This is a genomic window from Kitasatospora sp. NPDC023120 (genome assembly GCF_055560835.1).
The window spans coordinates 1-26,174 of record NZ_JBVHHY010000041.1 but is presented as its reverse complement, the minus strand read 5'-3'; the positions used below and the strand labels follow the sequence as shown (position 1 = coordinate 26,174).

Annotated in this window: 24 protein-coding genes; 8 read left to right on the top strand and 16 right to left on the bottom strand. The window is 71.9% G+C overall.

Features of this window, described 5'->3' with window-relative positions; translation table 11 throughout:
• Positions 1-28: 28 nt before the first annotated feature.
• Complete coding sequence (locus tag ACZ3TI_RS37060) at positions 29-745, bottom strand: SDR family oxidoreductase (protein WP_465734309.1); 717 nt, start codon at positions 743-745, stop codon at positions 29-31.
• A 144-nt stretch (positions 746-889) separates the two neighbouring features.
• Between ACZ3TI_RS37060 and ACZ3TI_RS37055 the strand changes: the two genes are divergently transcribed.
• Together ACZ3TI_RS37055 and ACZ3TI_RS37050 are read left to right on the top strand one after the other, a co-directional pair.
• A complete protein-coding gene (locus ACZ3TI_RS37055; RefSeq protein WP_465734307.1) occupies positions 890-1,888 on the top strand; it encodes an AraC family transcriptional regulator in 999 nt (332 codons plus the stop codon).
• A gap of 154 nt (positions 1,889-2,042) precedes the next feature.
• The gene (locus tag ACZ3TI_RS37050) at positions 2,043-2,696 is read left to right on the top strand and encodes a hypothetical protein (protein WP_465734305.1); all 654 of its coding nucleotides are present in this window, start codon (positions 2,043-2,045) and stop codon (positions 2,694-2,696) included.
• Positions 2,697-2,742: 46 nt separating this feature from the next.
• Here ACZ3TI_RS37050 and ACZ3TI_RS37045 read toward each other — a convergent pair whose 3' ends face one another.
• The 3 genes from ACZ3TI_RS37045 to ACZ3TI_RS37035 form a co-directional block, all read right to left on the bottom strand.
• Complete coding sequence (locus ACZ3TI_RS37045; protein ID WP_465734303.1) at positions 2,743-2,904, bottom strand: hypothetical protein; 162 nt, start codon at positions 2,902-2,904, stop codon at positions 2,743-2,745.
• A gap of 264 nt (positions 2,905-3,168) precedes the next feature.
• Complete coding sequence (locus ACZ3TI_RS37040) at positions 3,169-3,831, bottom strand: MOSC domain-containing protein (RefSeq protein ID WP_465734301.1); 663 nt, start codon at positions 3,829-3,831, stop codon at positions 3,169-3,171.
• 72 nt (positions 3,832-3,903) lie between these two features.
• The gene (locus tag ACZ3TI_RS37035; RefSeq protein WP_465734299.1) at positions 3,904-4,338 is read right to left on the bottom strand and encodes an SMI1/KNR4 family protein; all 435 of its coding nucleotides are present in this window, start codon (positions 4,336-4,338) and stop codon (positions 3,904-3,906) included.
• Between the two features lie 259 nt (positions 4,339-4,597).
• On the opposite strand from ACZ3TI_RS37035, the gene ACZ3TI_RS37030 reads away from it, so the two are divergent.
• A complete protein-coding gene (locus ACZ3TI_RS37030; protein WP_465734297.1) occupies positions 4,598-5,077 on the top strand; it encodes a ricin-type beta-trefoil lectin domain protein in 480 nt (159 codons plus the stop codon).
• A 123-nt stretch (positions 5,078-5,200) separates the two neighbouring features.
• On the opposite strand, the gene ACZ3TI_RS37025 is transcribed toward ACZ3TI_RS37030, so the two are convergent.
• Together ACZ3TI_RS37025 and ACZ3TI_RS37020 are read right to left on the bottom strand one after the other, a co-directional pair.
• Positions 5,201-6,394, bottom strand: coding sequence for an amidohydrolase family protein (locus tag ACZ3TI_RS37025; protein WP_465734295.1), 1,194 nt, complete (start codon positions 6,392-6,394; stop codon positions 5,201-5,203).
• 183 nt (positions 6,395-6,577) lie between these two features.
• Positions 6,578-7,075 carry a hypothetical protein gene (locus ACZ3TI_RS37020; RefSeq protein ID WP_465734293.1) on the bottom strand — a complete coding sequence of 166 codons (498 nt, stop codon included), beginning with the start codon at positions 7,073-7,075 and terminating at the stop codon, positions 6,578-6,580.
• A gap of 129 nt (positions 7,076-7,204) precedes the next feature.
• Between ACZ3TI_RS37020 and ACZ3TI_RS37015 the strand changes: the two genes are divergently transcribed.
• The 3 genes from ACZ3TI_RS37015 (at position 7,205) to ACZ3TI_RS37005 (ending at position 9,283) form a co-directional block, all read left to right on the top strand.
• Positions 7,205-7,984, top strand: a complete 780-nt coding sequence (locus tag ACZ3TI_RS37015) for a VOC family protein (RefSeq protein ID WP_465734291.1) — start codon at positions 7,205-7,207, stop codon at positions 7,982-7,984.
• An 89-nt stretch (positions 7,985-8,073) separates the two neighbouring features.
• On the top strand, positions 8,074-8,673 hold the full coding sequence (locus tag ACZ3TI_RS37010) for a hypothetical protein (RefSeq protein WP_465734289.1): 600 nt from the start codon (positions 8,074-8,076) through the stop codon (positions 8,671-8,673).
• 67 nt (positions 8,674-8,740) lie between these two features.
• A complete protein-coding gene (locus tag ACZ3TI_RS37005; protein WP_465734287.1) occupies positions 8,741-9,283 on the top strand; it encodes a HEAT repeat domain-containing protein in 543 nt (180 codons plus the stop codon).
• Positions 9,284-9,351: 68 nt separating this feature from the next.
• Here the strand turns inward: ACZ3TI_RS37005 and ACZ3TI_RS37000 are convergent, their stop codons facing one another.
• The 6 genes from ACZ3TI_RS37000 to ACZ3TI_RS36975 form a co-directional block, all read right to left on the bottom strand.
• The gene (locus ACZ3TI_RS37000) at positions 9,352-10,479 is read right to left on the bottom strand and encodes an MFS transporter (RefSeq protein ID WP_465734285.1); all 1,128 of its coding nucleotides are present in this window, start codon (positions 10,477-10,479) and stop codon (positions 9,352-9,354) included.
• Between the two features lie 106 nt (positions 10,480-10,585).
• A complete protein-coding gene (locus ACZ3TI_RS36995; RefSeq protein WP_465734283.1) occupies positions 10,586-11,305 on the bottom strand; it encodes an HAD family hydrolase in 720 nt (239 codons plus the stop codon).
• A 127-nt stretch (positions 11,306-11,432) separates the two neighbouring features.
• Positions 11,433-13,160 (bottom strand): carbamoyltransferase family protein, encoded by a 1,728-nt coding sequence (locus ACZ3TI_RS36990; RefSeq protein WP_465734281.1) that lies wholly within the window; start codon positions 13,158-13,160, stop codon positions 11,433-11,435.
• A gap of 489 nt (positions 13,161-13,649) precedes the next feature.
• Positions 13,650-14,228 carry a dienelactone hydrolase family protein gene (locus ACZ3TI_RS36985; RefSeq protein WP_465734279.1) on the bottom strand — a complete coding sequence of 193 codons (579 nt, stop codon included), beginning with the start codon at positions 14,226-14,228 and terminating at the stop codon, positions 13,650-13,652.
• A 97-nt stretch (positions 14,229-14,325) separates the two neighbouring features.
• Positions 14,326-15,183 (bottom strand): ABC transporter permease, encoded by an 858-nt coding sequence (locus ACZ3TI_RS36980; RefSeq protein WP_465734277.1) that lies wholly within the window; start codon positions 15,181-15,183, stop codon positions 14,326-14,328.
• Entirely contained in the window at positions 15,180-17,957 is a 2,778-nt protein-coding gene (locus ACZ3TI_RS36975) for an alpha/beta fold hydrolase (protein WP_465734275.1), read from the bottom strand. The genes ACZ3TI_RS36980 and ACZ3TI_RS36975 overlap by 4 nt, the downstream gene beginning before the upstream one ends.
• A gap of 108 nt (positions 17,958-18,065) precedes the next feature.
• On the opposite strand from ACZ3TI_RS36975, the gene ACZ3TI_RS36970 reads away from it, so the two are divergent.
• Complete coding sequence (locus ACZ3TI_RS36970) at positions 18,066-19,085, top strand: mechanosensitive ion channel family protein (RefSeq protein ID WP_465734273.1); 1,020 nt, start codon at positions 18,066-18,068, stop codon at positions 19,083-19,085.
• Positions 19,086-19,247: 162 nt separating this feature from the next.
• On the opposite strand, the gene ACZ3TI_RS36965 is transcribed toward ACZ3TI_RS36970, so the two are convergent.
• From ACZ3TI_RS36965 to ACZ3TI_RS36950, 4 genes are all read right to left on the bottom strand, one after another.
• Positions 19,248-19,727, bottom strand: a complete 480-nt coding sequence (locus tag ACZ3TI_RS36965; protein ID WP_465734368.1) for a GNAT family N-acetyltransferase — start codon at positions 19,725-19,727, stop codon at positions 19,248-19,250.
• A complete protein-coding gene (locus ACZ3TI_RS36960; RefSeq protein WP_465734271.1) occupies positions 19,724-20,662 on the bottom strand; it encodes an RluA family pseudouridine synthase in 939 nt (312 codons plus the stop codon). Before ACZ3TI_RS36960 ends, ACZ3TI_RS36965 begins: the two co-directional genes overlap by 4 nt.
• Positions 20,663-20,751: 89 nt before the next feature.
• A complete protein-coding gene (gene lspA, locus ACZ3TI_RS36955) occupies positions 20,752-21,318 on the bottom strand; it encodes a signal peptidase II (RefSeq protein WP_465734269.1) in 567 nt (188 codons plus the stop codon).
• 257 nt (positions 21,319-21,575) lie between these two features.
• A complete protein-coding gene (locus tag ACZ3TI_RS36950) occupies positions 21,576-22,040 on the bottom strand; it encodes a TraR/DksA family transcriptional regulator (RefSeq protein WP_465734267.1) in 465 nt (154 codons plus the stop codon).
• A gap of 664 nt (positions 22,041-22,704) precedes the next feature.
• Between ACZ3TI_RS36950 and ileS the strand changes: the two genes are divergently transcribed.
• Positions 22,705-25,887, top strand: coding sequence for an isoleucine--tRNA ligase (gene ileS / locus ACZ3TI_RS36945; RefSeq protein WP_465734266.1), 3,183 nt, complete (start codon positions 22,705-22,707; stop codon positions 25,885-25,887).
• The last annotated feature ends 287 nt before the right edge of the window (positions 25,888-26,174 follow it).

The window sequence follows — 26,174 nt, the reverse complement described above, 5'->3', positions numbered from 1 at the left end:
CACACCACCCACCACTGTGGCGCCCGCGTCACACCAGTGCCGCGCCGCCGTCTACCGCGAGCGTGGTGCCGGTGACGTAGGCGTTGGCCATGACGAAGAGGTAGGCCGCTGCGGCTTCCTCGGCAGTGCCAACGCGCTTCGTGAGGAGCTCGGACCCGGCGCCCTGAAGGAAGGCCTCCGGATCCGGGACGCTGCCGTCCCACAGCTCCGTGCGGATCACGCCGGGCTGAATCACGTTGACGCGCAGCGGGGCGAGCTCGACGGCGAGTGCCCGGGACAGGGCCTCGATGCCGCCGGTGATACCCGCTGTGAGCGCAGTTCCGGACAGGGGGCGGATCGCGAGGACGCCGGAGCTGAACGTGATCGAGCCGCCGTCGCGCAGTCGCGGTGCGGCGTACTTGGCGGAGAGGAACGCCCCCCAGAACCGGCGCTCGAAGACGGCCCTGGCCTCCTGCGGGGTGGTGTCGACCAGCGGCTTGATCAGCAGGGATTCGCCCGCGGTGTAGACGAGGTGGTCGAACTCCCCGACCTGCTCGAAGAACGCGCCGATGGCGTCGCCGTCGGCGACGTCCAGTCGGCGGCCTTCGGCCGGCGCGCCCAGCCGCTTCGTCGCGGCGTCCACGCGGTCCTGGTTGCTGGAGGCGACCACGACGTCCGCGCCCGCCGCCGCGGCCTGTCGGGCTACCTCGAAGCCGATGCCGGAGGTTCCACCGATGATCACGATCTTCTTGCCGGTCAGAGACATGGGATCCGTTCCTTCGTCGATGCGGTGCCGGGGGTTCGGCAACCGCCGTGGCAAGAACGTACGGCTCCGCATCGAGACGGTGAATGACTGAAAGTCTCGATTCCCTGTCATATCGTCTCGCCGTGCAGGCGCTAGGGTGGCGCCATGGACATCCTGAGCGACACCCTCGAGGTCCTGCGCACGGGACGCCCGATGGTGACTCGCACCGACGCGCACGCCCCGTGGGCGCTGAAGTTCCAACCCATCTCGGGAGCCGGATTCCACGTGGTCGTGGAAGGGCACTGCCACCTGCTGCCGCCGCACGGCGAACCGCTCGCGCTCGGGCCCGGCGACATCGTGTTCCTGCAGCGCGGCAGCGGACACACCCTGTGCGACGTGCCGGACCGCGATCCGGTGGACTTCGTACCGGAGCGCGTGGACCGGTCCTCGCCGATCGGCCAGGTCACCGTGGACGGACCGGGGCCGCGCACGGTGCTGGTGTGCGGCGCGTACGCGATCGACGTCGATCGCCCGCATCCGCTGTTCGGCGATCTACCGGAGGTCATCCACCTCCCGGCGGTTCCCGGCCGCCACCCGGTGCTGCGCTCGGCGGTCGATCAGCTGTGCGCCGAGTTCCACGCGCCGCAGCCGGGCTCGGACGCGGTCGTCACGGCGCTCATCGACCTGCTGCTGCTGTACATCCTCCGGTCGTGGTACGCCGAACTGCCGAAGGAGCGGACCCGGGGTTGGGCAGCCGCGCTGACCGACCCGGTGGTCGCCCCGGCCCTGAAGGCGATCCACGACGATCCCGGCCATCCCTGGACCGTGGAGTCCCTGGGCACCCGCGCCGGGCTGTCCCGCGCGGCGTTCGCCCGTCGCTTCGCCTCGGTGGTCGGCGAACCGCCACTGGCCTACCTGACCAACTGGCGGATGGCCACCGCGGCGCGGTTGCTGCACCGATCGTCGGCCCCGCTGAGCACCATCGCACAACACACCGGGTACACATCGGAGTTCGCCTTCGCCAAAGCGTTCAAACGGCACTTCGGATCGCCGCCGGGGGCCTACCGCAAGCAGATCAGGACGGCAGGCGACGAACCACGCGACGGCGACCGGAGCCCGTCCGGCGCTTCGGCTCAGGCGCGGCACCAGAGGGCCGACGCCTGACCCCCCGGCACAGGAAGTCGGCCCGCCCGACTTCCCGCACCGCACCACCCCACCCGGCGCGTCCCGTACGATCATCATGATCGTTTACGGGGACACGAAAGGCGGCACGCAAGTGCGCAAGTGGGGGATTCCGGCAGCGGCCCTGGTTCTGGGCATGCTCGTCGCAGGGTGCGGGTCGAGCCAGGGGGACGGCGGCGGCAAGCCGGCCGCAGCGCCGAAGGCGGAGAAGCTCGGGCCGGACACCGGGACGCGGTACTCGAAGGTCATCGCCCCCCAACTCGACGGGCTGACCTGCTCCGAGGGTAACGGCGGCTTCAAGTTCGGAAGCGACCTGGACATGGGCGTCTACGGGGTTGACGACCTTCCCGCTCTCAAGGATGACGGGGACAAGGTCGAAGGCACGGCATCGTGCTTCGGGAACCCCCGAATCACGCTGAGCAAGGGTTCGCGCAGCGCGACGGTTCCTCACTTCACCGCGCGAACCAGTCTCTTCACCAAGGTCGCCGACCCCCAGAGCGCGCTCGACAAGTCCTTCGAGCACACCATGCATCTGAGCCAGGGCTACGGCCGCAAGCCCGTCGGCGAGCCGAAGACGTACTCCACCAAGACCATGGTGACGAAGTGCCAGCAGAACGTCTCCGACACCTTCCCGATGACGACCTGCTTCTGGGCGAACTACAGCGCGGTCGGCGAGGTCGACTTCTTCCCGCCGAAGAACCAGCACCTCCCGCTGGACGAGGCCGCAGAGCGAACCCGCGCCTTCGCCACCACCGCCCTCTCCACCGAGTCCGCGACCGCCACCCCGTAACAACCAAGTCTGACGCGCCCCCTCGCCCTCCCCGGGCGAGGGGGCGTTACCGCTTGCGGGCCAGCAACTGCAGCGCCTGCGAGCGATGGCCGTTCATCGTGGCGACCTCGATCCGACTCTCCTCCACCAGGTCGAAGCCCGACAGCAGAGCACGCAGCTCCGCCGGCTCGTGATGCCGGCACACCGCGCCGTCACCGGTGGCGAACACCCCGTACGGTGTGCCGAATTGCTGCGCATGGGCCGCGTAGCGACACCGGACACGTCAGAGAAGCCGTGCTCGCTCAACTCGGCCATCACCCGGCCGTATCCGCACCCGTAGTCCAGGACCCGAGCGTTCCGGCCCACCCCCGCCAGCCAGCTGTGGTTCACCGGATGGGTGAACGTCTTCGTCGAGCCGACGCTGTCCCAGTATTCGATCTGACTACCAAGATCCCTCATGCGAGAGGGCAGCATACGGTCGCCTCCGCCGACCCTAGGCCCGGGTCCTTCGACGCACCAGTTCCTTGATCTCCTCCGGGAGCGCCTCCGCCGCCAACAGGCCTGGCAGCAGCTCGGGTTCGGTCGTCACCGCGCGGAACGACCGGGCCACCGTGACGTCGTGGTCCGGGCGGTACACCACCTTCACCTCGTCCCCCGCGCGCAGCTCGCCGGGCGTGACGACCCGCAGGTAGGCGCCGGGCAGGGCCGCCTCGGTGAAGCGGCGGATCCAGCCCGAGCGGTCCAGCCAGCCCTGGAAGGTGCCACAGGGGATGCGCGCGCAGGACACCTCCAGGACCACGTCCGGGCCGATCCGCCAGCGTTCCCCGATCAGGGCGCCGTTCACGTCCAGGCCTGCGGTGGTCAGGTTCTCGCCGAAGGAGCCGTTGCCCAGCTCCCGTCCCAGCTCCACCTGCCAGGCGTCCAGGTCCTCGCGGGCGTAGGCGTAGACGGCCTGGTCGTCGCCGCCGTGGTTCTTCACGTCGTACACCCGGTCCCCGGCCAGACCGACCGCGCCCGTCCCCTTCGGCCCGGGCGCGGCCACCGCCACCGGGCCGTCCACGGGCTGCTTGTCGATGCCGGTCAGCCCGATGTCCTTCCACGGGTTCGGCCGGGGCTTCCCGACGTTGACCGAGAGCAATCGCGCACGTGCGTCCATGCGTAGACCGTACGGCGGGCGACCCGACCGGGCGAAACGATTTGATTCAGCCGACCGGACACGGAAGGCCGGTCACTGGTACCAGTCGTCCCCGCCCTCCGCGAGCGAACGCCCCAGGTAGTCCCGCAGATCGTTCGCGACCCAGCGCCGGCTGTCGTCCTCGTGTTCCCAGACGAAGATGTCCGGCCGCTGCGGCCTGCGAACGAAGGCGAACTGGTCGCCCCCACCGTTGTCCCCGAAGAACAGCAGGGCGTCGAACGGCATGTACAGCTGGGCGAAGGTCGCGTTCGTCCGGAAGTAGCGGTTCCGGGCGACGATCTGCTCGACCGACCAGACCGTGTCCACCCCGGTCCGCCCCACCATCCCGTCGCTCTCCAGCAGCAACTGCCCCAGCTCGGCGGGCAGTTCCTCCCCGAGCCGCCGCGCCGCCTCTTCCAGCTCCGCCGGCCCGGCCGGCTCCCTGAACCCACTCGCCGGGTACGCCTCGAGCGCCACTTCTCGCCACATGATCGCCAGCCTAACGACCCCCGACCGCCTCGCGGCTCAGCCCGACGGGGTCCCACGCGGCGGGATCACCCGCCACAAGAGATGTTCATCGGATCACCGTGCTCCCCCGCGACCACCCGTACGGATGAATTGCCCGCCGACTCCATTGGTTCGCCAACGATCGGTGCTACCAATTGCCATGCGCTCGGGCCCGAGCTGGGAAAGCACCTCATGGTCGTGCGCGAATTGCACGGCCTGCAACGAGAACGGAATCCGCCCCATGGCATTCGCACTCCGCAAGACGCTCACGGTCGCCGCGCTGGCACTCACGGCTTCCTTCCTGCCGGTCGGTGAGGCGGGTGCCTCCGACGCCGCCGGCCCGGCCCCGCGCAACCCCGGGCTCTACTGCCTCGCCAACGCCTGGCAGACCCCGAACATCTCCACGCAGCCGTGCAGCGCCAGCGACCTCGGCCAGCACTGGACCCTCTCGGGCCAGCAGATCTCCCTCAGCAGCGCGCGCGGCTACTGTCTCGCCAACACCTGGAGCACCCCGAACGTCTCGGTGAAGCCGTGCAACCCCTATGACCAGGGGCAGTACTGGACCGTCACGGGCCAGCAGATCTCCCTCACCTTCGCCCCGGGCTACTGCTTCGCCAACACCTGGGGCACCCCCAACGTCTCCACGAAGCCGTGCGACGTCAATGACCGCGGCCAGCACTGGGTGATCTTCAACGACCAGATCAGCCTGGCACTCGCCTGATATCCCACCTCCGTGCCCGGGGCAGTCCGAAACGGCCCCGGGCACAGCCACGCAACCACCTCCGCACGCCCCTGCGCAGGAAGTCGGCCTGTCCGACTTCCTGCGCAGGGGGCATCACCGACCTCAGTCCTCGTCGCCCAACACCGCGACGTGGTTGCCCGTGCCCGCCGGGGCAGCCCCCTCCTCCCCGCCGTGCGGGCGCGGCCGCGAGGGACAGACCCTCGGGGCGACGTCCTTCAACCCCAGCAGCCGGAAGTAGTTCTGTCCGAGCGCGATGTCCCGGAAGGCCTCGTCGTTCAGCGCGCGGTTGATCCGGCTGGTGACCTCCAGCTCCTCCTCGTACACCTTGTAGTCCTTGTTCCGCGCCGCCACGAAGTCCGTCCCGGTGATCGCCCGGGTGGGGTGACGGTCCAGGAACTCCGCGTACGTGGACCGCACGCCGGGCCGGCTGAAGTACTGGTCCTCCAGTACGCGCCAGCTCAGGTCCAGTGTCAGGTTGGGGTGTTGAGCGAGGAGCCGGTCGAGGATGCGGATGTGCGCGTCCGGGTCCATGTGGGCGAGTTCCTTGGAGAGCCCCATGTGCGCCCACACGATCTTGTTGTCGGGGTACTGCGCGAGGATCTCCTCCATCAGGTGGAGGTACTTGGTCGGCTCCGCGTCGTTGCCGAGGTCCGAGTGGAAGGTGACGGGGATCCCGCGCTCCCGGTACACCTGCATGAACGGCGCCCAGCGCGGGATGTCCTCGCTGGTGGCGGGCTCGGCCAGGTTGGGGAAGATGGCCTGCTTGACGACGTTCACCTCGCCCGCCCACCGGAACATCCCCGGGAACTCCCGCTCCAGCAGGGCGATTCCACCCGGGACGGTCTCGGGGTGGTGCAGGTCCATGAACGTCATGGAGAGCGCGAGCTTCGGGTCGTCGGGCCGGTTCTCGCGTAGGCTCTCGGCGTTGACGAAGTCGTTCCGCAGCATCGGCCGCACGGGCGTGCCCGGGCAGTCGAGGTAGTACGTGCAGCCGGAGTCGGCGGGCAGCACCTGCCCGATGCCGAACATGTTCGCGTAACGGACGCCGCTCTTGCTCAGGTAGTCCGTCATCTCCTCGAAGGGGATCGCCCGCCCGCCGAAGGGGCGGAAGTGCAGGTGGCTGTCGACCACCGAGGTGTACGGCTCGGTGGACCGCTCGAAGCAGGACCGGGCGGCGAAGGCCTCGCCCGCCCCCGCCGGCGAGACGACGACGGCGACCGCGGTCGCGCTGACGACGGCGGCGGTGAACCGTCTCCCGGTCCGCCGCCCGTTCCTCGTGTACCTCGCGGACTTCATGGCGTGTTGCCTCCCGTGGCGAGCGGCCGGCGCTCCGCACCGGCTCGGCGGTCTGGTGATGCCACGTAGAAGAGTCAGCCGTCGAGCCACCGCCCGCTGCCGCCCCGCACGGTGTCGCCCCACCCCGCCGCCCGAACGGGCGCACCCGCGACTCCACCGGAGTCCGTCGGAGGCCCCACTCGCCTACTCGGCCGTACGCCTCCGCGTGAAGTCCCGTTCCACCAGCCGCTTGATCCGCCAGGCGGGCAACGGGCGCCGCTCCTCCACCGTCAGGAACCGCGCCATGTCGATCAGCATCCGCCGGACGTCCGCGACGGGGACGACAGCGTCCCCCCACTGGCCGTAATTGGCGTGCACCCGGACACCGTCCCCGTCCACGCGCTCCAGCAGGCAGCTCTCGACGCCCACCCGCCGCTCCTCCCCGGCCTCGATCCTGAGCCACTCCAGCAGCAGCGTCGTGACCACCCCGTCCGGCCCGCACTGGGCGACGAACTCGTCGGCCGCCCAGACCAGCGACTCGTGGGTCCCCTCCGGCGCCTCGATGACGGCCCTCAGGTACCCCGGGGCGACCGGGCGCACCTCACCGCCACCGTCCTCGTCCGTGTGCCAGGCCGGGACCTCCTCCAACCCGAAGACCCACCGACCGCCCGCCGGACTCCCCGCCTCACCCATCCCGCTCATCCGCCCGACGATGCCAGACCACCCCCGCCACCAGCCGACCGCCCCCACCACCCCGGCGGCGTGTCGAGTGGCGATTCACCGCCCACGACGAAATCGTGACCGGCAGCAAACCCACCAGAAAGGGTAGAAATGCCTGAATTCACGCCTCCGTACCCGACCGGCACCCCGTGCTGGGTCGATCTGATGGCGCAGGACCAGCAGGCCGCGCTGGACTTCTACCGCGACCTGCTCGGCTGGCAGGGCCGGCCCGGCCCGGCCGAGTTCGGCGGCTACGCGGTCTGCGAGCTCGACGGCAAGGCCGTGGCCGGCATCGGCTCGACGGCGACCCCCGAGGGTGTGCCGGAGCCGCCGACCGTCTGGAACACCTACCTGGCCACCACCGACGCCCAGGCCACCCAGGACGCGATCGTCGCCGCCGGCGGCACCCTGATCGTCCCAGTCCTGGACATCGGCCCCCTGGGCCGGATGCTGATCGCCGCCGACCCGCAGGGCGCGGTGTTCGGCGTCTGGCAGGCGGGCGAGTTCGCCGGAGCCAAGGTGGTCAACGAGGCCGGCGCGCTGAGCTGGAACGAGCTGCACACCAGCGACATCCAGGCCGCCACCGCCTTCTACGGCGAGGCGTTCGGCATCGAGATCGAGCCGCTGGAGGGCGCGGACTCGTACTGGGCGCTGAAGGTCGGCGGCCGCGCGGTCGGCGGCGCCTGTCTCCTCGCCAACGACCCGCCCGGCACCCCGGCGCACTGGCTGACCTACTTCTCGGTCGACGACGTCGACTCCACCGTGGACGCCCTGGTCAAGCGAGGCGGCACCGTCCTCGCCCCGCCCTTCGACATGATGGCCGGCCGGATGACCGTCGTCGCCGACCCCCAGGGCGCCGCCTTCGCCATGATCAAGCCCACCCCGATGTAACCGCTCATTCCCCCTGCCCGCCCCCTCGCGCCCACCAGCCCGAGGGGGCGGCACAGTTGCCCCCGCCGATGCCGGTCTAGGCTCCGACTGTGCAGACACCCTGGTCGACCACCCTGACGGCAGCGTTCCCCGCCCACCTCGCGGACGACGTCCGAACCGTCGCCGGCGCGATGCCGGAGCCCGGGCTCGCCCCCGGCCTCCCCTTCGCCGTCGATGTCCTCGGTGAGACCGTCTCGATCCCGTACCGGATCCACACCCCCGAGCTGCCCGACGCCACCGTCGAGCAGCAGCTGACCGCGGCCCAGCGGGCGATCCTCCACTGCCTGTACTCCCGCCACTCCGACGGGCTGGTCCGCCAGCGCCACCTGGAGCAGGTCGTCGCCTCCACCGAGCCGTGGGTCGCTCCCTTCGTCGTGCGGCTGGCCGGCGAGTACGTCCTGGAGATCGTGACGGCGATCCGCGCCGGACTCCCCGACCTCGCAACCCCGGGCTCCGCCCACCACGACCTCTACGGCGAGTTCCTCGCCCGCAATCCGCGCTTCCTCGCGACGACCGAGCGCCGCGTGGTGAGCTACTGGGCGTGCTACCACCGTCAGCGCCACCCGGAGTTCGCGACCTACCCCGGTGCCCTCCTGCTCGAGTCCCTGCGCCGGACCGCCCTCGGCAGGGAGCCCCGCCCCGCCGAGTGACCGCCCGCTCGTCGACGCCACCGAAATCCCGTTGCCCCGGCACCCGGTACGGCCGGACACTCGCCCCATGCTCGGATTCGCACGGACCGACAACGAAGCGCTCGTCTCGTGCCTGGGCGACCCACAGCGCACCGTGGCCGCCTACCGCGAACTGCTCCGCCGCGACACGGACGCGCTCGACGCCATCCGCACCGGACTGTCCCACGCCGACCCGGCCGTACGGGAGGGCTGCTGCCGCCTCCTCGACCACCTGGTCGACACCGACTCGATGGACCTGCTGATCGCCATGGCCGACGACCCCGACGCCCGCGTCCGGATCTCCGCCTTCCATGCCCTGGCCTGCGACCGCTGCAAGGGCGACACCTGCGCCCCGCGCGCGGACCGGGTGCTCGACCCCGGCCTGCGGCACCTGGCGGACAACCCCGACCCGCAGGTCCGCACGCGGGCCGTCGAACTCGTCGGCAAGTTCGTCCACACCGATCCCCGCGCCCTCGCCGCGCTGCAGGCCCCGCACGCGCAGGACCCGAGCCCGATCGTCCGCAAGAAGGCCGGCTGGTACACGCCGGGAGGCCCGATCCACGAACGCACCGCCCCGCGCACACCCCGCTGAGCCCCGAGCACACAACGCAACGCGCGCAGGAAGTCGGCCCGTCCGACTTCCTGCGCGCGCAACCGCGGCTACCACCGAGCCACCCGCAGCCACACCGCCGGCCCGAGGCAGAGCAGGCACGCCCCGGCCAGCACCAGCGGGATCACCACCGCCCCGCCCGACCCGCTGAGCGCCCCGACCACCGCCGGCACGACGGCGTTGCCGAGCATGCAGCAGAGCGTCAGCACGGAGGTCGCCTGCTGCGGCACCGCCGCCACTCCCGAGACCCAGGCGATCAGGGTCGGCAGCACCGGCGCCAGCGCCAGTCCCGCCAGCGGGTAGGCGACCACCGCGAGGTGCGGTACAGCGGCCAGCGCCAGCGCGCTGAGCCCGGCCGCCAGGTAGCCCGGCAGGGTGGTGCGGCCCGGCAGGCGCCTGGTCAGCTGCGGGACGACCAGGCGCCCGATGGCCATCCCGGCCCAGAAGCCGGAGGCCGCCGTGGTCGCTGCCTGGGTGCTCCAGCCGTCGCGCACCAGCTGCGTGGACTGCCAGGTGCCGATGCTGGTCTCCATGCCCGCGTACACCAGGCCCACCAGCAGGAACGGGAGCAACTCCAGCCCGATCCGCGCGCGTTGACCCCCTTCGCCGGCACCTTCCGGGCCCGGCTCGGTCTTGGGGACGGCGAGCACCGCCCCCGCCCGTCCGACCAGGAAGCACGGCAGCGCGCACACCGCCGCGGCCCCCGCGAGCAGCCGGATGTCGGTGTGCCCGACGGCGCCCGCGGCCAGCGGGCCCAGCATCGCGCCGATCCCGAAGACCGCGTTCAGCCGGTTGACCATCACCACGCTGTTCCCGGCGAACCCGCGCGCGAACGCCGTGTTGAGCGTGAGCGCCAGCCCGCCGTACCCGATGCCGGTCACCGCCGCGCAGCCGAGGTAGGCGGTCCAGCCCGGGCTGACCGCCATCCCGGCCGCGCCCGCCGCGAAGATCCCGAGCAGTACGGGCGGCGCCGCCCGGACGTTGAGCCGGCGCCCGAGCAGCCCGATGCAGACGGTCGCCGTGAGCGCGCCGAGGTTGTACGCGGAGACCACCCGCCCGACCTCGTGCTCGGCGCCGAACCGTTCCCGCAGGAAGGGGAGCGAGGCGCCGAGCGAGGCGGTGAGCACGCCCAGGACGAGGAAGGCGCAGAACGCCGAGACCGCCGCCGACCTGGCCATCACCGGCGCCCCCGGTTCACCCGGGGCGCCCCGTCCAGCCGACGCAGCCTGCCCAACGGGGACAGCCGGTTCGGCCGCCTCCGGTCCGGAGGCCGCCGAGACCGCCTCAGCCACCGTCGGGCCCACCCACGAGCACCACGCTGACCAGCCCGTCCGGGTCGGTGACCGTGATCGACCCGGCGGCCTCCCCCACCACCAGCGCGGTGAAGTCCGGCACGGCGACCACCGCGCCGGCCTCGACCAGGGCCGGCCCGCCGATCCCGACGCACACCGCCCCGGCCGAGACCGCCGAGCGGACCCCGCTGACCGAGTCCTCGAAGACCAGCGCGCGCTGCGGCCGGATCCCGAGCCCCCGGCAGGCCGACAGGTACGGGTCCGGGTGCGGCTTGCCCCGCTCGACGTCGTCCCGGGTGACCCGCACCCGGAAGACGTCGAGCAGGCCGAGCCCGCCCAGCGCGTTGTCGATCTTCCTGGTCCAGCTGCTGGTGGCCAGGCCGACCGGCACGCCCGCGTGCCAGAGCCGGGTGGCGAGCCCGTCCGCACCGGGGATGGCCCGGTACGGCGCCTCCTCCTCGACGGTGTCCACCTCGACCCAGATCGCCTTCCGGTCGGCGTCCGAGTGGTCCGGGAAGATCAGCCGCACCGTCTGGTCGCCGGTCCGCCCGTGGACGTACTCCTCGATCTCCGGGTCGGCGAGCACCCGGCCGTGACGTCGGGCCACCGACCGCCACGCCTCCTCGATCACGGGCCTCGAGTCGATCAGGACCCCGTCCATGTCGAAGACGACGGCCTCGACCTCGTACCGCGTTCCGGCTTGCGGCTGCATCGGTCTCCTCACTCGGCGCTTACGCCATACGGTCTGACGATAGTTCAACTCTCACCGGCCAGGGCGGTCAACTGGACTAGACCTCGCCACTCGGACCAGCCACCCGACGGCCCCCGCACACAGCGGCCTAGCGACCCTGCCGCGCCATGTACCCGTCGGCGGAGTCCTTCCAGACCAGGTACACGTCGTCGATCAGGAGCAGGTCGATCACCCCGTCCGCCAGCGGGTCGAGCGCGTCGCGGTGCGACCCGACGATCGGCTCCTCGTGCTTGTTGAACGAGGTGTTCACCAGCGCCGCCTGCCCGCTGCGCTCATACCAGGCCATCAGCAGGCCGTGCAGGAACGGGTCGTCCTGGGCCCGGACGATCTGCGGGCGGGCGGTGTTGTCGACGTGCACCACCGCCGGGCAGGCCTTGGCGAAGGTCTCGTAGCAGTCGTAGGTGATCGTCATGAACAGTGCCGACGGCTGCTCCGGCTCCCAGCCCACGTAGCAGTCGGCGGCGAGGTCCTCGGCGGTGATCGGCGCGAAGGGCATGAACTCGGTGCGGTTCAGGCGCTTGTTGAGCCAGTCGTTCATGGTCACGTCGGCGGTGCCGTAGATGACGCTGCGCCGGCCGAGCGCGCGCGGGCCGAACTCCATCCGGCCGCGGTAGGTGCCGATGACCTGGTCCGCCTCCAGCGCGGCGAGCAGGACCTCCCGCATCTCCGCGCCGATCCGCCGGTAGCGCAGCCCGGGGTAGTCGCGCAGGATCTCCTCCAGCCGGCCCTCGGAGACGGCCGCGTCCGGGCCGAGCGCCATCGAGGGCACCCGCGGGCGCTCGCCGGTCTCGCGGTGGGCCACGATCACCGCGGCCTGCAGCGGCAGCCCGCCGTCGCCCATCGGCGGCAGCACGTAGATGTTCCGCACGCCCCCGGTCTCGAAGATCCGCTGGTTGAGCTTGACGTTGGCGAACACGCCGCCGGAGAGGCAGACGTTGCCGCTCGCCACCCGGCCGATGTGCCGCGCCACCACGGCGGTCAGCAGGTCCTCCACGTGCCGCTGGGCCGCCGCCGCGACGTCGGCCGGCTCGTGGGTGGCGATCTCGGCGAGCAGCTCCTCGGAGTAGCCCTCGTAGGACGGCTGGTACCAGTCGCCGCAGCGGGCGCGGATCGCGCCGTTCTCCTCGACGTCAATCATCCGGCGCATCAGCGGGAGGAGCTTCTCCGGGTCGCCGTTGGCGGCCAGGCCGGTGATCTTGCCCTCGTGGCGGTTGGGGCGGAAGCCGAGCAGCTTGGTGATGCGGCCGTAGAAGTAGCCGAGGCTGTCGATCGAGGTCTCGCGCTGGAGCACCTCCTCGCCACCGGGGAAGTAGTGCGTGACGGTCAGCGACTGGAAGTCCCCGCGGCCGTCGCAGGTGACCACGAGGGCGTCGTCGAACGGGGAGCAGAGGAAGGCACCCAGGCCGTGCGACTCGTGGTGGTCGATGTGAACCACCTTGCCGCGCAGCCCGTTCTCCTCGATGAAGGCATCGAACTCACCGCGCTTCTCGCGGTCGTTCCGAATTTCGTCGGATATCCGCTTGCGGAGGTGCGGAAGGGCCTCCGGGCGCAGCCGGGCCTCCTCCGAAATGCGGTCCACGTAGAGCAGCAGGTGCTTTTCGGCGCTGAATCCCGCCTGCCATCCGTAGGCCACCCGGTCGACATCGGAAAGGGTGACCCCGGCCTCCTTCAGGACGTAGTCGATCGACTGCTCCGGCCAGGTCTTGTGGTCCTTGACCCGGGAGAACCGCTCCTCACTGACGGCCGCGACGACCGTTCCGTCCTGTACCAGGCAGGCGCCGGCCAGGTCGTTGTTGGTGATTCCGAGAACAAGCATGTGCCGCTCCAGTGTCAGGTCGCGGGAATTGCCCGACGGCATTCCGCGGATATGGCGAACCGGGGAGGTCGGAGTGCACCGCGACTCTATGGAGTGGTTTCCCGGGAGATCAACGACGCCCTGGGGATTCCGGTCAACCTGACCGGCCGTCAGGGCGTGACGCCGGGGCGACCGTTCGGTTAACAACAGTTCGCAGCTCGACCATTCGTGCTGGCAGAGTGGCATATGCCCGACAAGAGGTCTGGACCATCGCCCTGTTGATCACCGTGGGTAGCTGTCCGGAAACAGTCCTTCCGGCACTCAACCGGCACTTCCGCCACCTCCCGGCCGTCCCCGCGACGCCCCGTCACACCCGCACCGTGAGCCCCACCCACCACTCGGAAACCAGCCGCGACCTGCGCCGACTCGCGCCGACAACGCCGAAGGCCGGGTCGAAGCAAGCTGCTTCGACCCGGCCTCCCGCTCCACCGGCCCGCGGAACGCGGCCCGTCAGTCCTCCAGCTCCGAGAGGAAGTCCAGCGCCGCCGCCCAGGCGCGCTCCGCCGCCTCCTCGTCGTAGTCCGGCAGCTCCGGGTCGGTGAACAGGTGCCCGGCGCCCCGGTAGCGGTGCACCTCCACCTCCGCGCCGGCCCGCCGCATCCGCAGGTACCAGGCGTTCAGCCAGTCCTCCGGCTCGAACGGGTCCGGCTCCGCGATGTGCAGCTGGACGGGGATCTCGGTGGCGGCGTCCTCCCGCAGGTCCGAGGTGCCGTGCAGGAGCAGCAGCCCGCGCGCCTTCTCGTCGGCCAGTGCCAGGTTCTGCGCGACCGCGCCACCGAGCGAGAAGCCCGCGTACACCAGCCCGCCCTCGGACAGCGGCGCGACCGCGGTCACCGCCCGACGCAGCATCTCCTCGCTGCCCCCGGCCTCCTCCTGGAACTCCTGCGCCTCCTCGATCGAGTCGAAGGTCCGCCCCTCGAACAGGTCCGGCGTGTGCACGGTGTGCCCGGCGGCGCGCAGCCGGTCGGCGGCGGCGCGCACGGCGGGGCGCAGCCCGTAGGCGGAGTGGAAGAGGACGATCTGGGCCACGGTTCGGGTCCTTCACCTGCGGGGGTCAGCTACCCACCCATGATCCCCCATGCCCCGCCCGCCCCCACGACACCACCGCGACACCACCGCGGCGCCCCTACGACACCACGTCCTTGCGCGCGAACCCGCGGAACGCCAGCGCCAGCAGCACCGCCGCGTACGAGAGCGACAGCGAGACGCCCTGCACCATCCCGCCCCACTCCAGCTGCGGCTGCAGCGCGTCCGCCCAGGCGTACTGCCAGTGCGCCGGCAGCCATTCCCGCAGGTCGCCGAGCGCGGTGACGGCGTCCAGCACCCCGGTGATGATCGACGCGAACACCGCACCGCCCACCGCGCCCAGCGGCGCGTCGGTCGCCGTGGACAGCCAGAACGCGAGCGCCGCGATCACGATCTCGCTCAGGAAGACGAAGGCCACCGCGATCGCGATCCGGGGCAGTGCCTCCCCGGCGGGCAGGCCGACCCCGGCGGGCAGCTTGAGGTCGCCCCACCCGTAGGCGGCCGTCCCGACGACCAGTCCGATCGCGGGCAGCATGACCACCGCGACGGCCGAGAACGCCAGCCCGACCGCGAACTTGCGCGCCAGCAGCCGCGCCCTGGGAACCGGCGCGGCCAGCAGGTACCGCAGCGAGGACCAGCTGGCCTCCGAGGCGACGGTGTCCCCGCAGAACAGCGCGACCGGGATCACCAGCATGAAGCCGGTGCCCACGAACAGCATGGTGACCGCGAAGTTGGCGCCCGAGGCGGTGGCCAGCTCGATGAAGGTGGTCCGGTCCGGACGCCCGGGGGTGCCGCCGATCTGGAACGCTGCGAGCAGGACGAACGGCATCGCGGCCAGCACCGCGCCGATCACCAGGGTGCGGCGCCGGCGCAGCTGCCGCATCGCCTCCACCCGCAGCGGCAGCGTCCGGCTCGCCCGGTACCCCTCCGCATGGTCAGCCGACACCACGGCGCTCACTGCGCACCACCTCCGATCAACGACAGGAACGCGTCCTCCAGCCGCCGCTGCGGCCCGGCGCTCTCCACCGGTACGCCCAGCCGCACCAGCTCCGCCAGCAGCTCGCTCGCCGCCAGCCCGTCCAGCCGGACGAGCAGACCGCCCTCGACGGCCTCCGCCGAGCCGACCCCGGCCAGCGCGGCGACCTTCTCGGCCACCGACTCCGCGTCGTACGTACCGGCGACGCCGATCATCAGCAGCTCCGACGACCCGACGATCTCACCGACCGCACCGGCCGTCACCAGCCGCCCGCGGTCCATCACCACCAGGTCCGTGCAGCTCTGCTCGACCTCGGACAGCAGGTGGCTCGAGACGATCACCGTCCGCCCGCCCGCCGCGTACCGGATCATCACCTCGCGCATCTCGCGGATCTGCGGCGGGTCCAGCCCGTTGGTCGGCTCGTCCAGGATCAGCAGGTCCGGCATCCCGAGCATCGCCTGCGCGATCGCCAGCCGCTGCCGCATGCCCTGCGAGTACGTCCGCACCGCGCGGTCCAGCGCCTCCCCGAGCCCCGCGATGGCCAGCGCCTCGTCGAAGCACGCGTCGGCCTCCGGCCGCCCCGTCGCCTGCCAGTACAGCCGCAGGTTGGCCCGCCCGGTGAGGTGCGGCAGGAAGCCCGCGCCCTCCACGAACGCCCCGACCCGCGACAGCACCGGCGCGCCCGGGCGCACCAGGTGCCCGAAGATCCGGATCTCCCCGGCGTCCGGCCGGATCAGCCCCATCAGCATCCGCAGCGTGGTGGTCTTGCCCGCACCGTTCGGCCCGAGCAGCCCGAGCACCTGCCCCGAAGCCACCCGGAAGCCCAACTCCCGTACCGCGTAGCGGTCCTGGGAGCCCTTGTAGCGCTTGCTCAGCCCGCTGATCAGCAGCGGCACCGCGGCCAGCTCCGGATCGAACTCCGGCCCGCCGGCCGCCCGCCGGCGCCGCAGCCGCGGCACCAGCACCAGGCCCGCGGCCACCACCACGGCGACCAGCGGCAGCAGCCAGGTCCGCGCGGGCAGCGGCGCCGACTCGGTGACCAGCTCCTCGACGGTCGGCGCGGTGACCGCCCCGGCCGGCGCGACCTGGTACGTGGCCGGTTCGACGGGCGAGGCGTAGGCGAGGTCGGTGCTCGCCAGCACCAGCCGCATCCGGTGCCCGGCCGGGAAGGTGTGGTCGACCGTCGGCAGCGCCACCGTGACCGTCCGCCCGGCGTCCGCGCCCGTCACCCGCAGCGGCGCGGCGAGCTGCTGCGGCAGCACCGCCTTGCCGTCCGGTCCGACGTCGTACAGCTTCGCGAACAGCACCGCGTCCGGCCGGTCCGCCTTCACCCGCACCGGCACGGTCGGCTGCCCGGTCAGGTGCAGCGGCGAGTCCAGCGGGGCCGAGTCGAAGGCGGCGTTCTGCCCGGGGAAGTCCAGCGACAGCCCGGCGCCCAGCGAGGCCGCCTGGCTCAGCGCGCCGATGCCCGGCAGCGTCGAGATCCCCGGCGGCGCCCCGCCCGGCGGGTTGGCGATCGTCTTCTCCCCGCCCGGCAGCGGGACGGCACGTGAGCCCGTCCCGCCGAGCCCGGGGTACCGGTCGGCGGTGGCCCCGCGCAGCACGGCCTGGAAGCCGGTGGAGTCCACCCCGCCGGTCCTGGTCACCCGGAACGCCGACCCGGTGTCGTTGCCGCGCCCCCTCAGGTAGTGGTCGAACCAGGCCGTCACCCGTTCGTCGACCCGCGCGCTGGTGTCCGTCCCGCCGTCGTGCCCGCCCGCGAACCAGTCCACCGCCACCGGCGCGCCGTTCGCGGCGACCGCCTGCGCGATCCGGTCGCCCTGGTCGAGCGGGAACAGCGAGTCCTGCTGCCCCTGCACCACCAGCGTCGGCGCCTTGAGCTGCGCCGCCACCGAGGACGGGCTGGAGCGGTCCAGCAGCGCGACGGCCTCCGGGTCGGCGTGCCCGGCGGTCGCGATCCGGTCGTACATCTGGCACAGCGACTCCAGGAACCGCCCGCACCCGGCCTGCCCGTCCGCCACCGGCTTCGGCTCGCCGCCCTCGCGCGGCGCACCGCCGGACGGCCCGAGGTCCCCTGCCGAGCCGGTGGTGAAGAAGATGCCGGCCCACAGCTTCTTGAACACGCCGTCCGCTGCGCCCGAGCCCTGCACACCCTGCGGGAACAGCGCGTCCGCCAGGTTCCACCAGGTGATCTGGGTCGCCACCGCGTCGATCCGGTGGTCGTACGCGGAGGCCAGCAGCGAGACCGCCCCGCCGTACGAGGCACCGGTGATGCCGACCTTCGGGTCCCCGGGCCCGTCGAGCTGCACCTCGGCGCGCTGGGCCAGCCAGTCCACCAGGTGCCGGACGTCCTCGACCTCGCGGTCGGGCGCGTTGAGGCCGATCTTGCCGCCCGAACGCCCGAAGCCGCGCGCCGACCAGGTCAGCACCGCGTAGCCCTGCCGGGCGAGCTCCCGGGCGCGCTCGCGCTCGCCCTCCTTGGAGCCGCCGAACCCGTGCGCGAGCAGCACCGCCGGCCGCGGACCGCTGCCGGTGGTGAAGAACGAGGTGTCCAACTGGACCTGCTGCGCGCTGCCGGGCGTCTCCGGCATGCTGAGGAAACGGTCCTCCTCACGGACCGTCTGCTCACCGCCGGACGCCATCGTCGCCGTACCGACCCCGGCCACCGCCACCAGTGCCACCGCACCGGCCAGCACCCTGCGCCGGACCGTCGTACCCCGGGCGCGCCAGCGACGCCATGCCCCACCGAACTCCATGGGCGCTGATCGTATCCGCCGTCCGGGTAGGCGCCCGATAAAGCCACCGCCGCAGGCACCGTACCCTTTCGCCCGGTTCGCCCCACTGCGCGCGGGTATCGTACGGCCATGCTCCGGCCGCTGATCACTCTGCTCGCCATCGTCGCCGCCACCCTGGTGATCGGCTGGGTCGTCGACCAGTCCCTCCAGCGGCTCGCCGTCCGCAAACCCGGGGCCCCGGTCTGGGCGCTGCTCCGCCGTTGTCGGATCCCGCTCCAACTCACCGTCGTATCAGCCCTGTTGCTCACCACCAAGTCACTCCGGCGGGTCCTCCGCCCGCACCAGTACGAGGGCGCCTACCACCTGGTCCTGCTGCTCCTGCTCGCCTCGCTGGGCTGGCTCACCGTCCGCGCGGTGGCCGCCGTCCTGGAGGCCCTGCTCGGCCGCTACGAGGTCCGCACCGACGACCCGGCCCGCGTCCAACGCGTGCACACCCAGATCAGCATGCTGCGCCGGGTGGTCAGCGCGCTCATCGTCGTGGTCACCGTCGCCGTGATGCTGCTGACCTTCTCCGCGATGCGCTCCATCGGCGCCAGCCTGCTCGCCTCGGCGGGCATCATCGGCATCGTGGCCGGCATCGCCGCCCAGGGCACCCTCGGCAACTTCTTCGCCGGCCTGCAGATCGCCTTCAGCGACACCGTCCGGATCGGCGACACCGTGGTGGTGGACGGCCAGCAGGGCACGGTCGAGGAGATCACCCTCTCCTACCTGGTGGTCCGCCTCTGGGACTACCGCCGGCTGATCGTCCCGGTCTCCTACTTCGTCAACAAGCCCTTCGAGAACTGGACCCGCCGCGACCCCGGCCTGCTCGCCGCCGTCCTGCTCCACCTCGACCACAGCACCCCGGTCGACGACCTGCGCGCCGCCCTGCGCACCCACCTCGACCGGCACCCCCTCTGGGACGGCGAGGAGTGGGCCCTCCAGGTCACCGACACCACCCCCAGCACCATCGTCGTCCGCGCCACCATGACCGCCCGCACCCCCGACGACGCCGCCCGACTCCGCTGCGACATCCGCGAACAACTCATCGCCCACCTACGCGACGAACACCCCCAAGCCCTCCCCCACCTCCGCACCACCGACACCTGAGCCGCGCCCCTCCCCCTTCTCCCCCCTCCAAACACAAGACCCCCAGCGCCCCGACGGGGGCGCTGGGGGTCCCCCCGGCCGAAGGCCGGGGGGAGAACTGCGCGACCAACCACCCACCCGGCCGCGGCCCCGTTCCCAACGGTCCCCACGGCCCCCGGCGGGTCAGAGCACCCGCGTCATCGTCCGATGCGGAATCCCGGCATCCTCGTACACCGGCCCCTCCGCCACGTACCCCAGCCGCTCGTAGAACCCGAGCGCCTGGACCTGCGCGTGCAACTCCACCTCCGCGGCCCCGCGCTCCGCCCCCGCGGCCTCGATCGCCCGCACGAGCTCCGCCCCCAGCCCGGTCCCCCGGGCCGCCGGCAGCACCGCGAGCCGCCCGAGCAGCACCCGCCCCTCGACGCCCCCGGTCAGCTCCAGGGCCTGGTCGCCGAAGATCAGCCGCCCGGTCCCGAGCGCGGCCCCGTCGGCCGCCACCGCCAGCAGGTGCACCGAGGTCCCGTCGTACTCGTCGTACTCCAGCTCCTCCGGCACGTCCTGCTCGACGATGAACACCTCCCGCCGGACCTCCCGCACCAGCGCCAGGTCGCCCTCCCCCTCGGCAACCCGAATGGCGACGCCCGCCTCGACGCTCACCGTCAGCTCTCCGCCTCGATGATGTCCAGCGCCTTCTGCAGGTCGGCCGGGTACTCACTGGAGAACTCGACCCACTGCCCGTCCGACGGGTGCTCGAAGCCGAGCGACACCGCGTGCAGCCACTGCCGGGACAGCCCGAGCCGCTTGGCCAGCGTCGGGTCGGCGCCGTACGTCAGGTCTCCCACGCAGGGGTGCCGCAGCGCGGACATGTGGACGCGGATCTGGTGGGTGCGCCCGGTCTCCAGCTTGATCGCGAGCAGCGACGCGGCCCGGTACGCCTCGATCAGGTCGTAGTGCGTGACGGACGGCTTGCCGTCCCGGGTCACCGCCCACTTCCAGTCCGAGCTGGGGTGCCGCCCGATCGGCGCGTCCACCGTGCCGCTCAGCGGGTCCGGGTGGCCCTGCACCAGCGTGTGGTACCGCTTGTCGGTGACGCGGTCGTGGAACTGCCGCTTGAGGTCGGTGTACGCGCGCTCGGACTTGGCGACGACCATCAGGCCCGAGGTGCCGACGTCGAGCCGGTGCACGATGCCCTGCCGCTCGGCCGCGCCCGAGGTGGAGATCCGGTAGCCGGCCGCGGCGAGCCCGCCGATCACGGTGGGGCCGGTCCAGCCCGGGCTGGGGTGCGCGGCGACGCCGACCGGCTTGTCGACCAGCACGATGTCCTCGTCGTCGTGGACGATCCGCATGCCCTCGACGTGCTCGGCGACGATCTGCACCGGGGCGGCGGGGGCGGGGATCTCGACCTCCAGCCAGGAGCCGGCCGTCACCCGGTCCGACTTTCCGGCCACGGCGCCGTCGAGCGTGACCTTGCCGTCGGCGGCCAGTTCGGCGGCCTTGGTCCGGGAGAAGCCGAACATCCGGGCCAGGGCGGCGTCGAGGCGCTCGCCCTCCAGGCCGTCGGGAACGGGGAGGCTTCGGATCTGCGCTGCGGTACTCACCCGTACGAGTATGCCGGAAACACGGGCGGCCCCCGCCCGGGGCGGCTGCGGCGCTGCTCCCCCCCTGCCGGCGCTGCCCCTTGCCGGGGCTACTCCCCCTTGCCGCCCTGCTGGTGGACGGTCCCGTCCGGGTTGCTGCCGCGGAAGGAGAGCAGCACGACCAGGATCCCGCCGCAGACGATCGCCGAGTCCGCGAGGTTGAAGACGGCGAAGTGCTGGACGGAGATGAAGTCCACGACGTGCCCGCGGAAGACACCGGGCCAGCGGAACAGCCGGTCGGTGAGGTTGCCGAGCGCCCCGCCGAGCAGCAGCCCGAGCGCGATCGCCCACGGCAGGCTGTACAGTCGGCGGGCGATCCGCCAGATCACCACGATGACGGCGGAGGCGATCATCGTGAAGACGACGGTCAGCGCCTGCCCCATGCCGAAGGCCGCGCCCGAGTTGCGGATCACCTGGAAGGTGACGACGTCCCCGATCACCTTGATCGCCGCGTGGTTCTCCAGCTTGGCGACGACCAGCAGCTTGCTGCCGAGGTCGATCAGGAAGGCGAGCAGCGCGACGACCAGCAGCACCCCGATCCGCCGCGGCCCCTTGGGCTTCGGCTTCTCCGCCACCGTCGGTTCGTCGACGGGCGCCTCCTCGGACGGCTCGGCCACGGGCACCTCCACGGCATCGGCGGGGGACGGGACGGCGTCGTCCCGAGTCTGGGGGGAACCTTGCGTACTGATGATCCGCTCCGCTGCCGATGGAGCTCCCCCGGCCGTAGGAGGGGGAGGGTGGTGGGCCGGTGACGACCTGGACGCGTCCACAGGCGCTGCGGACGCGTCAGGCGACGTTACGGGGTCGAGCGTACGGCAAGCCCGACCCCCCGCGTCGCTCCGGCCACCCGGTTCCGCGCCGTTCGACGACCGGTTCAGCGGCGTTCCTGCTTGGCCTTGCACTGCACGCAGAGCGTCGCCCGCGGGAAGGCCTGCATCCGGGCCTTGCCGATGGCCTGCCCGCAGGACTCGCAGGTGCCGAAGCCGACGCCCTCCAGCCGGCCCAGGGCGCGCTCGGTCTGGGCGAGGCTGTCGCGCGCGTTGTTGGCCAGCGCCAGCTCGCTCTCCCGCGAGATGTTCTTCGTGCCGGCGTCCACCTGGTCGTCGCCGGCTCCGTCGTTGGAGTCGCGCATCAGACCGGAGATGGCCGCCTCGGCGGCGTCGATCTCGTTCTGCAGCCGCTCCAGCTCGCTGATCAGCTCGGTGTGCAGCTCGTGGACCTCCTCGGTGGTCCACGGGTCCTCGCCCGGCCGGACCGGCAGCGTGGCCGGGTCCACCGATTCGGCCCCGCGCGGCACGGTGACGGTGTCGGTACTGGTCTTCGGTGCGGTAGTGGTCACGGTCCCCTCCCCTGGATCGACCGCCACGGCCTTGCGTGCCCGCTTCGTGGCGGTACCCGCGCCGGTTCCCTTCTCAGCCATGGCTTCGACCCCATCTACGAACGAATCGAGCCGCCGGTTCCCGGCGGCTTCCAGTGCCGGAACGATAATCCCGATCAAAACCGGTCACAACATGACATACCGACGCCTCACAGTGATCCCACCCAGGCAGCCGCCCCAACCGCCACGCCCCTCGCGCTGACAGGGCTGAGAGGGTTGTGCCCACCTCACAACCGCCTAACCACCGCCCCGGCGACCGCCCTGACCAGCCCGGCCTTCCGCCCCGGAGCCCGCCCGCCGGAAACGGTTTGGACAAACCGACTTGCCCGGCCGATACACTGGCCCTGCAAGGCGCAGATGGGACGAGTACCGACGTACGCAGCCACCAGCGACCCGGGGACGGTGCGAGCCCGGGGGTGTGCACGGCGGGAAGATCACCCCGGAGCCGCCGGAAGAACGGCCGCCGCGAAGCCCGCAGCGGCCCACTAGACCCGGCAGCAAGCCCAAACAAGAGGGCCGCGAAACGCAGCACCGCGGCCAAGGAGGGTGGTACCGCGGGGCGGCCTGGCCGTCTCGTCCCTCCGGAGGATCCAGTCCCAGCATCCGCCGGAGGTAGACGCCCGCGATGAGCTCAGAACCCGTCACCCACCACCACCCTTCCGACGACGCGCTGCGCGCGACCCCTCTTTACCGCCCCGTCCCCGCACAGGTGGATCTCCCCGCCCTCGAACACCAGATCCTCTCCTTCTGGCAGGACAACAAGGTCTTCCAGCGCAGCCTGGAGCAGTCCGAGGGCCGCCCCGAGTGGGTCTTCTACGAGGGCCCGCCGACCGCCAACGGCATGCCCGGCGCCCACCACATCGAGGCCCGCGTCTTCAAGGACGTCTTCCCCCGCTACCGGACGATGAAGGGCTACCACGTCGCCCGCAAGGCCGGCTGGGACTGCCACGGCCTCCCGGTGGAGCTCGCCGTCGAGAAGGAGCTGGGCTTCTCCGGCAAGCAGGACATCGAGGCGTACGGCATCGCCGAGTTCAACGCCAAGTGCCGCGACTCGGTGACCCGCCACACCGACGCCTTCGCCGAGCTGACCACCCGCATGGGGTACTGGGTCGACCTGGACGAGGCCTACCGGACGATGGACCCGTCGTACGTCCAGTCCGTCTGGTGGTCGCTCAAGCAGATCTTCGACAAGGGCCTGCTGGTCCAGGACCACCGGGTCGCCCCCTGGTGCCCGCGCTGCGGCACCGGCCTGTCCGACCACGAGCTGGCCCAGGGCTACGAGACCGTGGTCGATCCCTCGGTCTTCGTCCGCTTCCCGCTGACCAGCGGCCCGCTGGCCGGCCAGGCCGCCCTGCTGGTCTGGACCACCACCCCGTGGACCCTGGTCTCCAACACCGCCGCCGCCGTCCACCCGGAGGTCACCTACGTGGTGGCCACCGACGGCAGCGAGAAGCTGGTCGTCGCCGAGCCGCTGGTCGCCAAGGCGCTCGGCGAGGGCTGGGAGACCACCGGCGAGTCCTTCACCGGCGCCGAGATGGAGCGCTGGGCCTACCGCCGCCCCTTCGACCTGGTCGAGATCGAGGACGCGCACTACGTCCTCAACGCCGACTACGTCACCACCGACGACGGCACCGGCATCGTCCACCAGGCCCCGGCCTTCGGCGCCGACGACCTCGCGACCTGCCGCAAGTACGGCCTGCCGGTGGTCAACCCGGTGCTCGCCGACGGCACCTTCGCCCCCGAGGTCCCGCTGGTCGGCGGCCAGTTCTTCAAGAAGGCCGACGAGGCCCTGGTCAAGGACCTCCAGGCCCGCGACCTGCTCTTCCGCCACGTGCCCTACGAGCACAGCTACCCGCACTGCTGGCGCTGCCACACCGCGCTGCTCTACTACGCGCAGCCGTCCTGGTACATCCGGACCACCGCCGTCAAGGACGCGCTGATCCGCGAGAACGAGGCCACCAACTGGTTCCCGGAGACGGTCAAGCACGGCCGCTTCGGTGACTGGCTGAACAACAACATCGACTGGGCGCTCAGCCGCAACCGCTACTGGGGCACCCCACTGCCGATCTGGCGCTGCGAGGAGGGCCACCTCACCTGCGTCGGCTCGCTGGCCGAGCTGACCCAGCTCACCGGCACCGACCAGAGCGGCCTCGACCCGCACCGCCCGTACATCGACGCGGTGACCTTCGCCTGCCGCGACTGCGGCGGCACCGCCACCCGCGTGCCCGAGGTCATCGACGCCTGGTACGACTCGGGCTCGATGCCCTTCGCCCAGTACGGCTACCCGTACCAGAACAAGGAGCTGTTCGAGAAGCGCTACCCGGCGCAGTTCATCTCCGAGGCGATCGACCAGACCCGCGGCTGGTTCTACACGCTGATGGCCGTCGGCACCCTGGTGTTCGACAGGAACAGCTACGAGAACGTCGTCTGCCTGGGCCACATCCTGGCCGAGGACGGCCGCAAGATGTCCAAGCACCTGGGCAACATCCTGCAGCCGATCCCGCTGATGGACCAGCACGGCGCCGACGCCGTCCGCTGGTTCATGGCGGCTGGCGGCTCGCCCTGGTCGGCCCGCCGGGTCGGTCACGGCACCATCCAGGAGGTGGTCCGCAAGACCCTCCTCACCTACTGGAACACCGTCGCCTTCCAGGCCCTGTACGCCCGCACCTCGAACTGGGCGCCCTCCGCGAGCGACCCGGCCCCGGCCGACCGCCCGCAGCTGGACCGCTGGGTGCTCTCCGAGCTGAACACCCTGGTCCGGGAGGTCGACGCGGCCTTCGAGGCGTACGACACCCAGCGCGCCGGCAAGCTGCTCTCCGGCTTCGTCGACGACCTGTCCAACTGGTACGTCCGCCGCGGCCGCCGCCGCTTCTGGCAGGGCGACGCCGCCGCGCTCGCCACCCTGCACGAGGCGCTGGAGACGGTCACCCGTCTGATGGCCCCGCTGACCCCGTTCATCACCGAGCGGGTCTGGCAGGACCTGGTCGTCCCGGTCACCCCGGACGCCCCGGCCTCGGTCCACCTCGCCACCTGGCCGCAGGCCGACGAGTCGCTGATCGACGCCGGCCTCTCCCGGCACATGGCGCTGGTCCGCCGTCTGGTCGAGCTGGGCCGGGCCACCCGAGCCGAGTCCGGCGTGAAGACCCGCCAGCCGCTCTCCCGCGCGCTGGTCGCCGCCCAGGGCTGGGAGGAGCTGCCCGCCGACCTGCGCGCGCAGATCGCCGAGGAGCTCAACGTCTCCACCCTGGAGTCCCTCGCCGAGGTCGGCGGCTCGCTGGTCGACACCAGCGCCAAGGCCAACTTCCGCGCCCTGGGCAAGCGCTTCGGCAAGGGCGTGCAGGACGTCGCCAAGGCGGTCGCCGCCACCGACGCCGCCCGCCTGGCCGCCGAACTGCGCGCCACCGGCGAGACCAGCGTCGAACTCAACGGCGAAACGATCTCCCTCTCCCCCGACGAGGTGATCATCACCGAGACCCCGCGCGAGGGCTGGGCCGTCGCCAACGAGTCCGGTGCCACCGTCGCCCTCGACCTGGCCATCACCCCGGAGCTCAAGCGCCTCGGCGTCGCCCGCGACGCCATCCGCCAGATCCAGGAGGCCCGCAAGAACTCCGGCCTGGACGTCGCCGACCGCATCGTCCTCCGCTGGCGCGCCACCACCGAGGAGACCGCCGAGGCCATCGCCGAACACGGCCCCCTCGTCGCCGAGGAAGTCCTCGCCACCGACTTCGCCGCCGGCGCAGCCGACTGGGACTCCGAGACCTTCACCGACGACTCCCTCGGCCTCGCCTTCCAACTCCGCAAGGCCTGACCTCCCCCACACCCCCGAACCGCCGCCCGGCCCCCAGCCGGGCGGCGGTTCCGCATTCCCACACCCCCAACCCCGCCCCACCCGCACCACCCCCCACCCACCGCACCCGCATCACCCCCCCACCCACCCACCCACCTGCCCCCCTCCCCCTCCCCCTCCCCCTCCCCCCGCCCTCCCCTCCCCTCCCCTCTAGCGAGAGGGACGTGCTGCGGGAGGGGGCGGCGCAGGGGGTGGTCCGGAGAGGGGCGTTGCGGGTGATTTTCAGACTGCCAACGGTCCAAACACCC

Excerpts from the sequence above, each read along its gene's own strand:
- ACZ3TI_RS36990 (WP_465734281.1), bottom strand. The coding sequence starts at position 13,160 with ATGCTTGTTCTCGGAATCACCAACAACGACCTGGCCGGCGCCTGCCTG.
- ACZ3TI_RS36970 (WP_465734273.1), top strand. The coding sequence starts at position 18,066 with ATGCTCCGGCCGCTGATCACTCTGCTCGCCATCGTCGCCGCCACCCTG.
- ACZ3TI_RS37030 (WP_465734297.1), top strand. The coding sequence starts at position 4,598 with ATGGCATTCGCACTCCGCAAGACGCTCACGGTCGCCGCGCTGGCACTC.
- ACZ3TI_RS36975 (WP_465734275.1), bottom strand. The coding sequence starts at position 17,957 with ATGGAGTTCGGTGGGGCATGGCGTCGCTGGCGCGCCCGGGGTACGACG.
- ACZ3TI_RS37050 (WP_465734305.1), top strand. The coding sequence starts at position 2,043 with ATGCTCGTCGCAGGGTGCGGGTCGAGCCAGGGGGACGGCGGCGGCAAG.
- ACZ3TI_RS37020 (WP_465734293.1), bottom strand. The coding sequence starts at position 7,075 with ATGAGCGGGATGGGTGAGGCGGGGAGTCCGGCGGGCGGTCGGTGGGTC.
- ACZ3TI_RS37000 (WP_465734285.1), bottom strand. The coding sequence starts at position 10,479 with ATGGCCAGGTCGGCGGCGGTCTCGGCGTTCTGCGCCTTCCTCGTCCTG.
- ACZ3TI_RS37055 (WP_465734307.1), top strand. The coding sequence starts at position 890 with ATGGACATCCTGAGCGACACCCTCGAGGTCCTGCGCACGGGACGCCCG.
- ACZ3TI_RS37025 (WP_465734295.1), bottom strand. The coding sequence starts at position 6,394 with ATGAAGTCCGCGAGGTACACGAGGAACGGGCGGCGGACCGGGAGACGG.
- ACZ3TI_RS37015 (WP_465734291.1), top strand. The coding sequence starts at position 7,205 with ATGCCTGAATTCACGCCTCCGTACCCGACCGGCACCCCGTGCTGGGTC.
- ACZ3TI_RS36995 (WP_465734283.1), bottom strand. The coding sequence starts at position 11,305 with ATGCAGCCGCAAGCCGGAACGCGGTACGAGGTCGAGGCCGTCGTCTTC.
- ACZ3TI_RS37035 (WP_465734299.1), bottom strand. The coding sequence starts at position 4,338 with ATGTGGCGAGAAGTGGCGCTCGAGGCGTACCCGGCGAGTGGGTTCAGG.
- ileS (WP_465734266.1), top strand. The coding sequence starts at position 22,705 with ATGAGCTCAGAACCCGTCACCCACCACCACCCTTCCGACGACGCGCTG.
- ACZ3TI_RS37005 (WP_465734287.1), top strand. The coding sequence starts at position 8,741 with ATGCTCGGATTCGCACGGACCGACAACGAAGCGCTCGTCTCGTGCCTG.
- ACZ3TI_RS37060 (WP_465734309.1), bottom strand. The coding sequence starts at position 745 with ATGTCTCTGACCGGCAAGAAGATCGTGATCATCGGTGGAACCTCCGGC.
- ACZ3TI_RS37040 (WP_465734301.1), bottom strand. The coding sequence starts at position 3,831 with ATGGACGCACGTGCGCGATTGCTCTCGGTCAACGTCGGGAAGCCCCGG.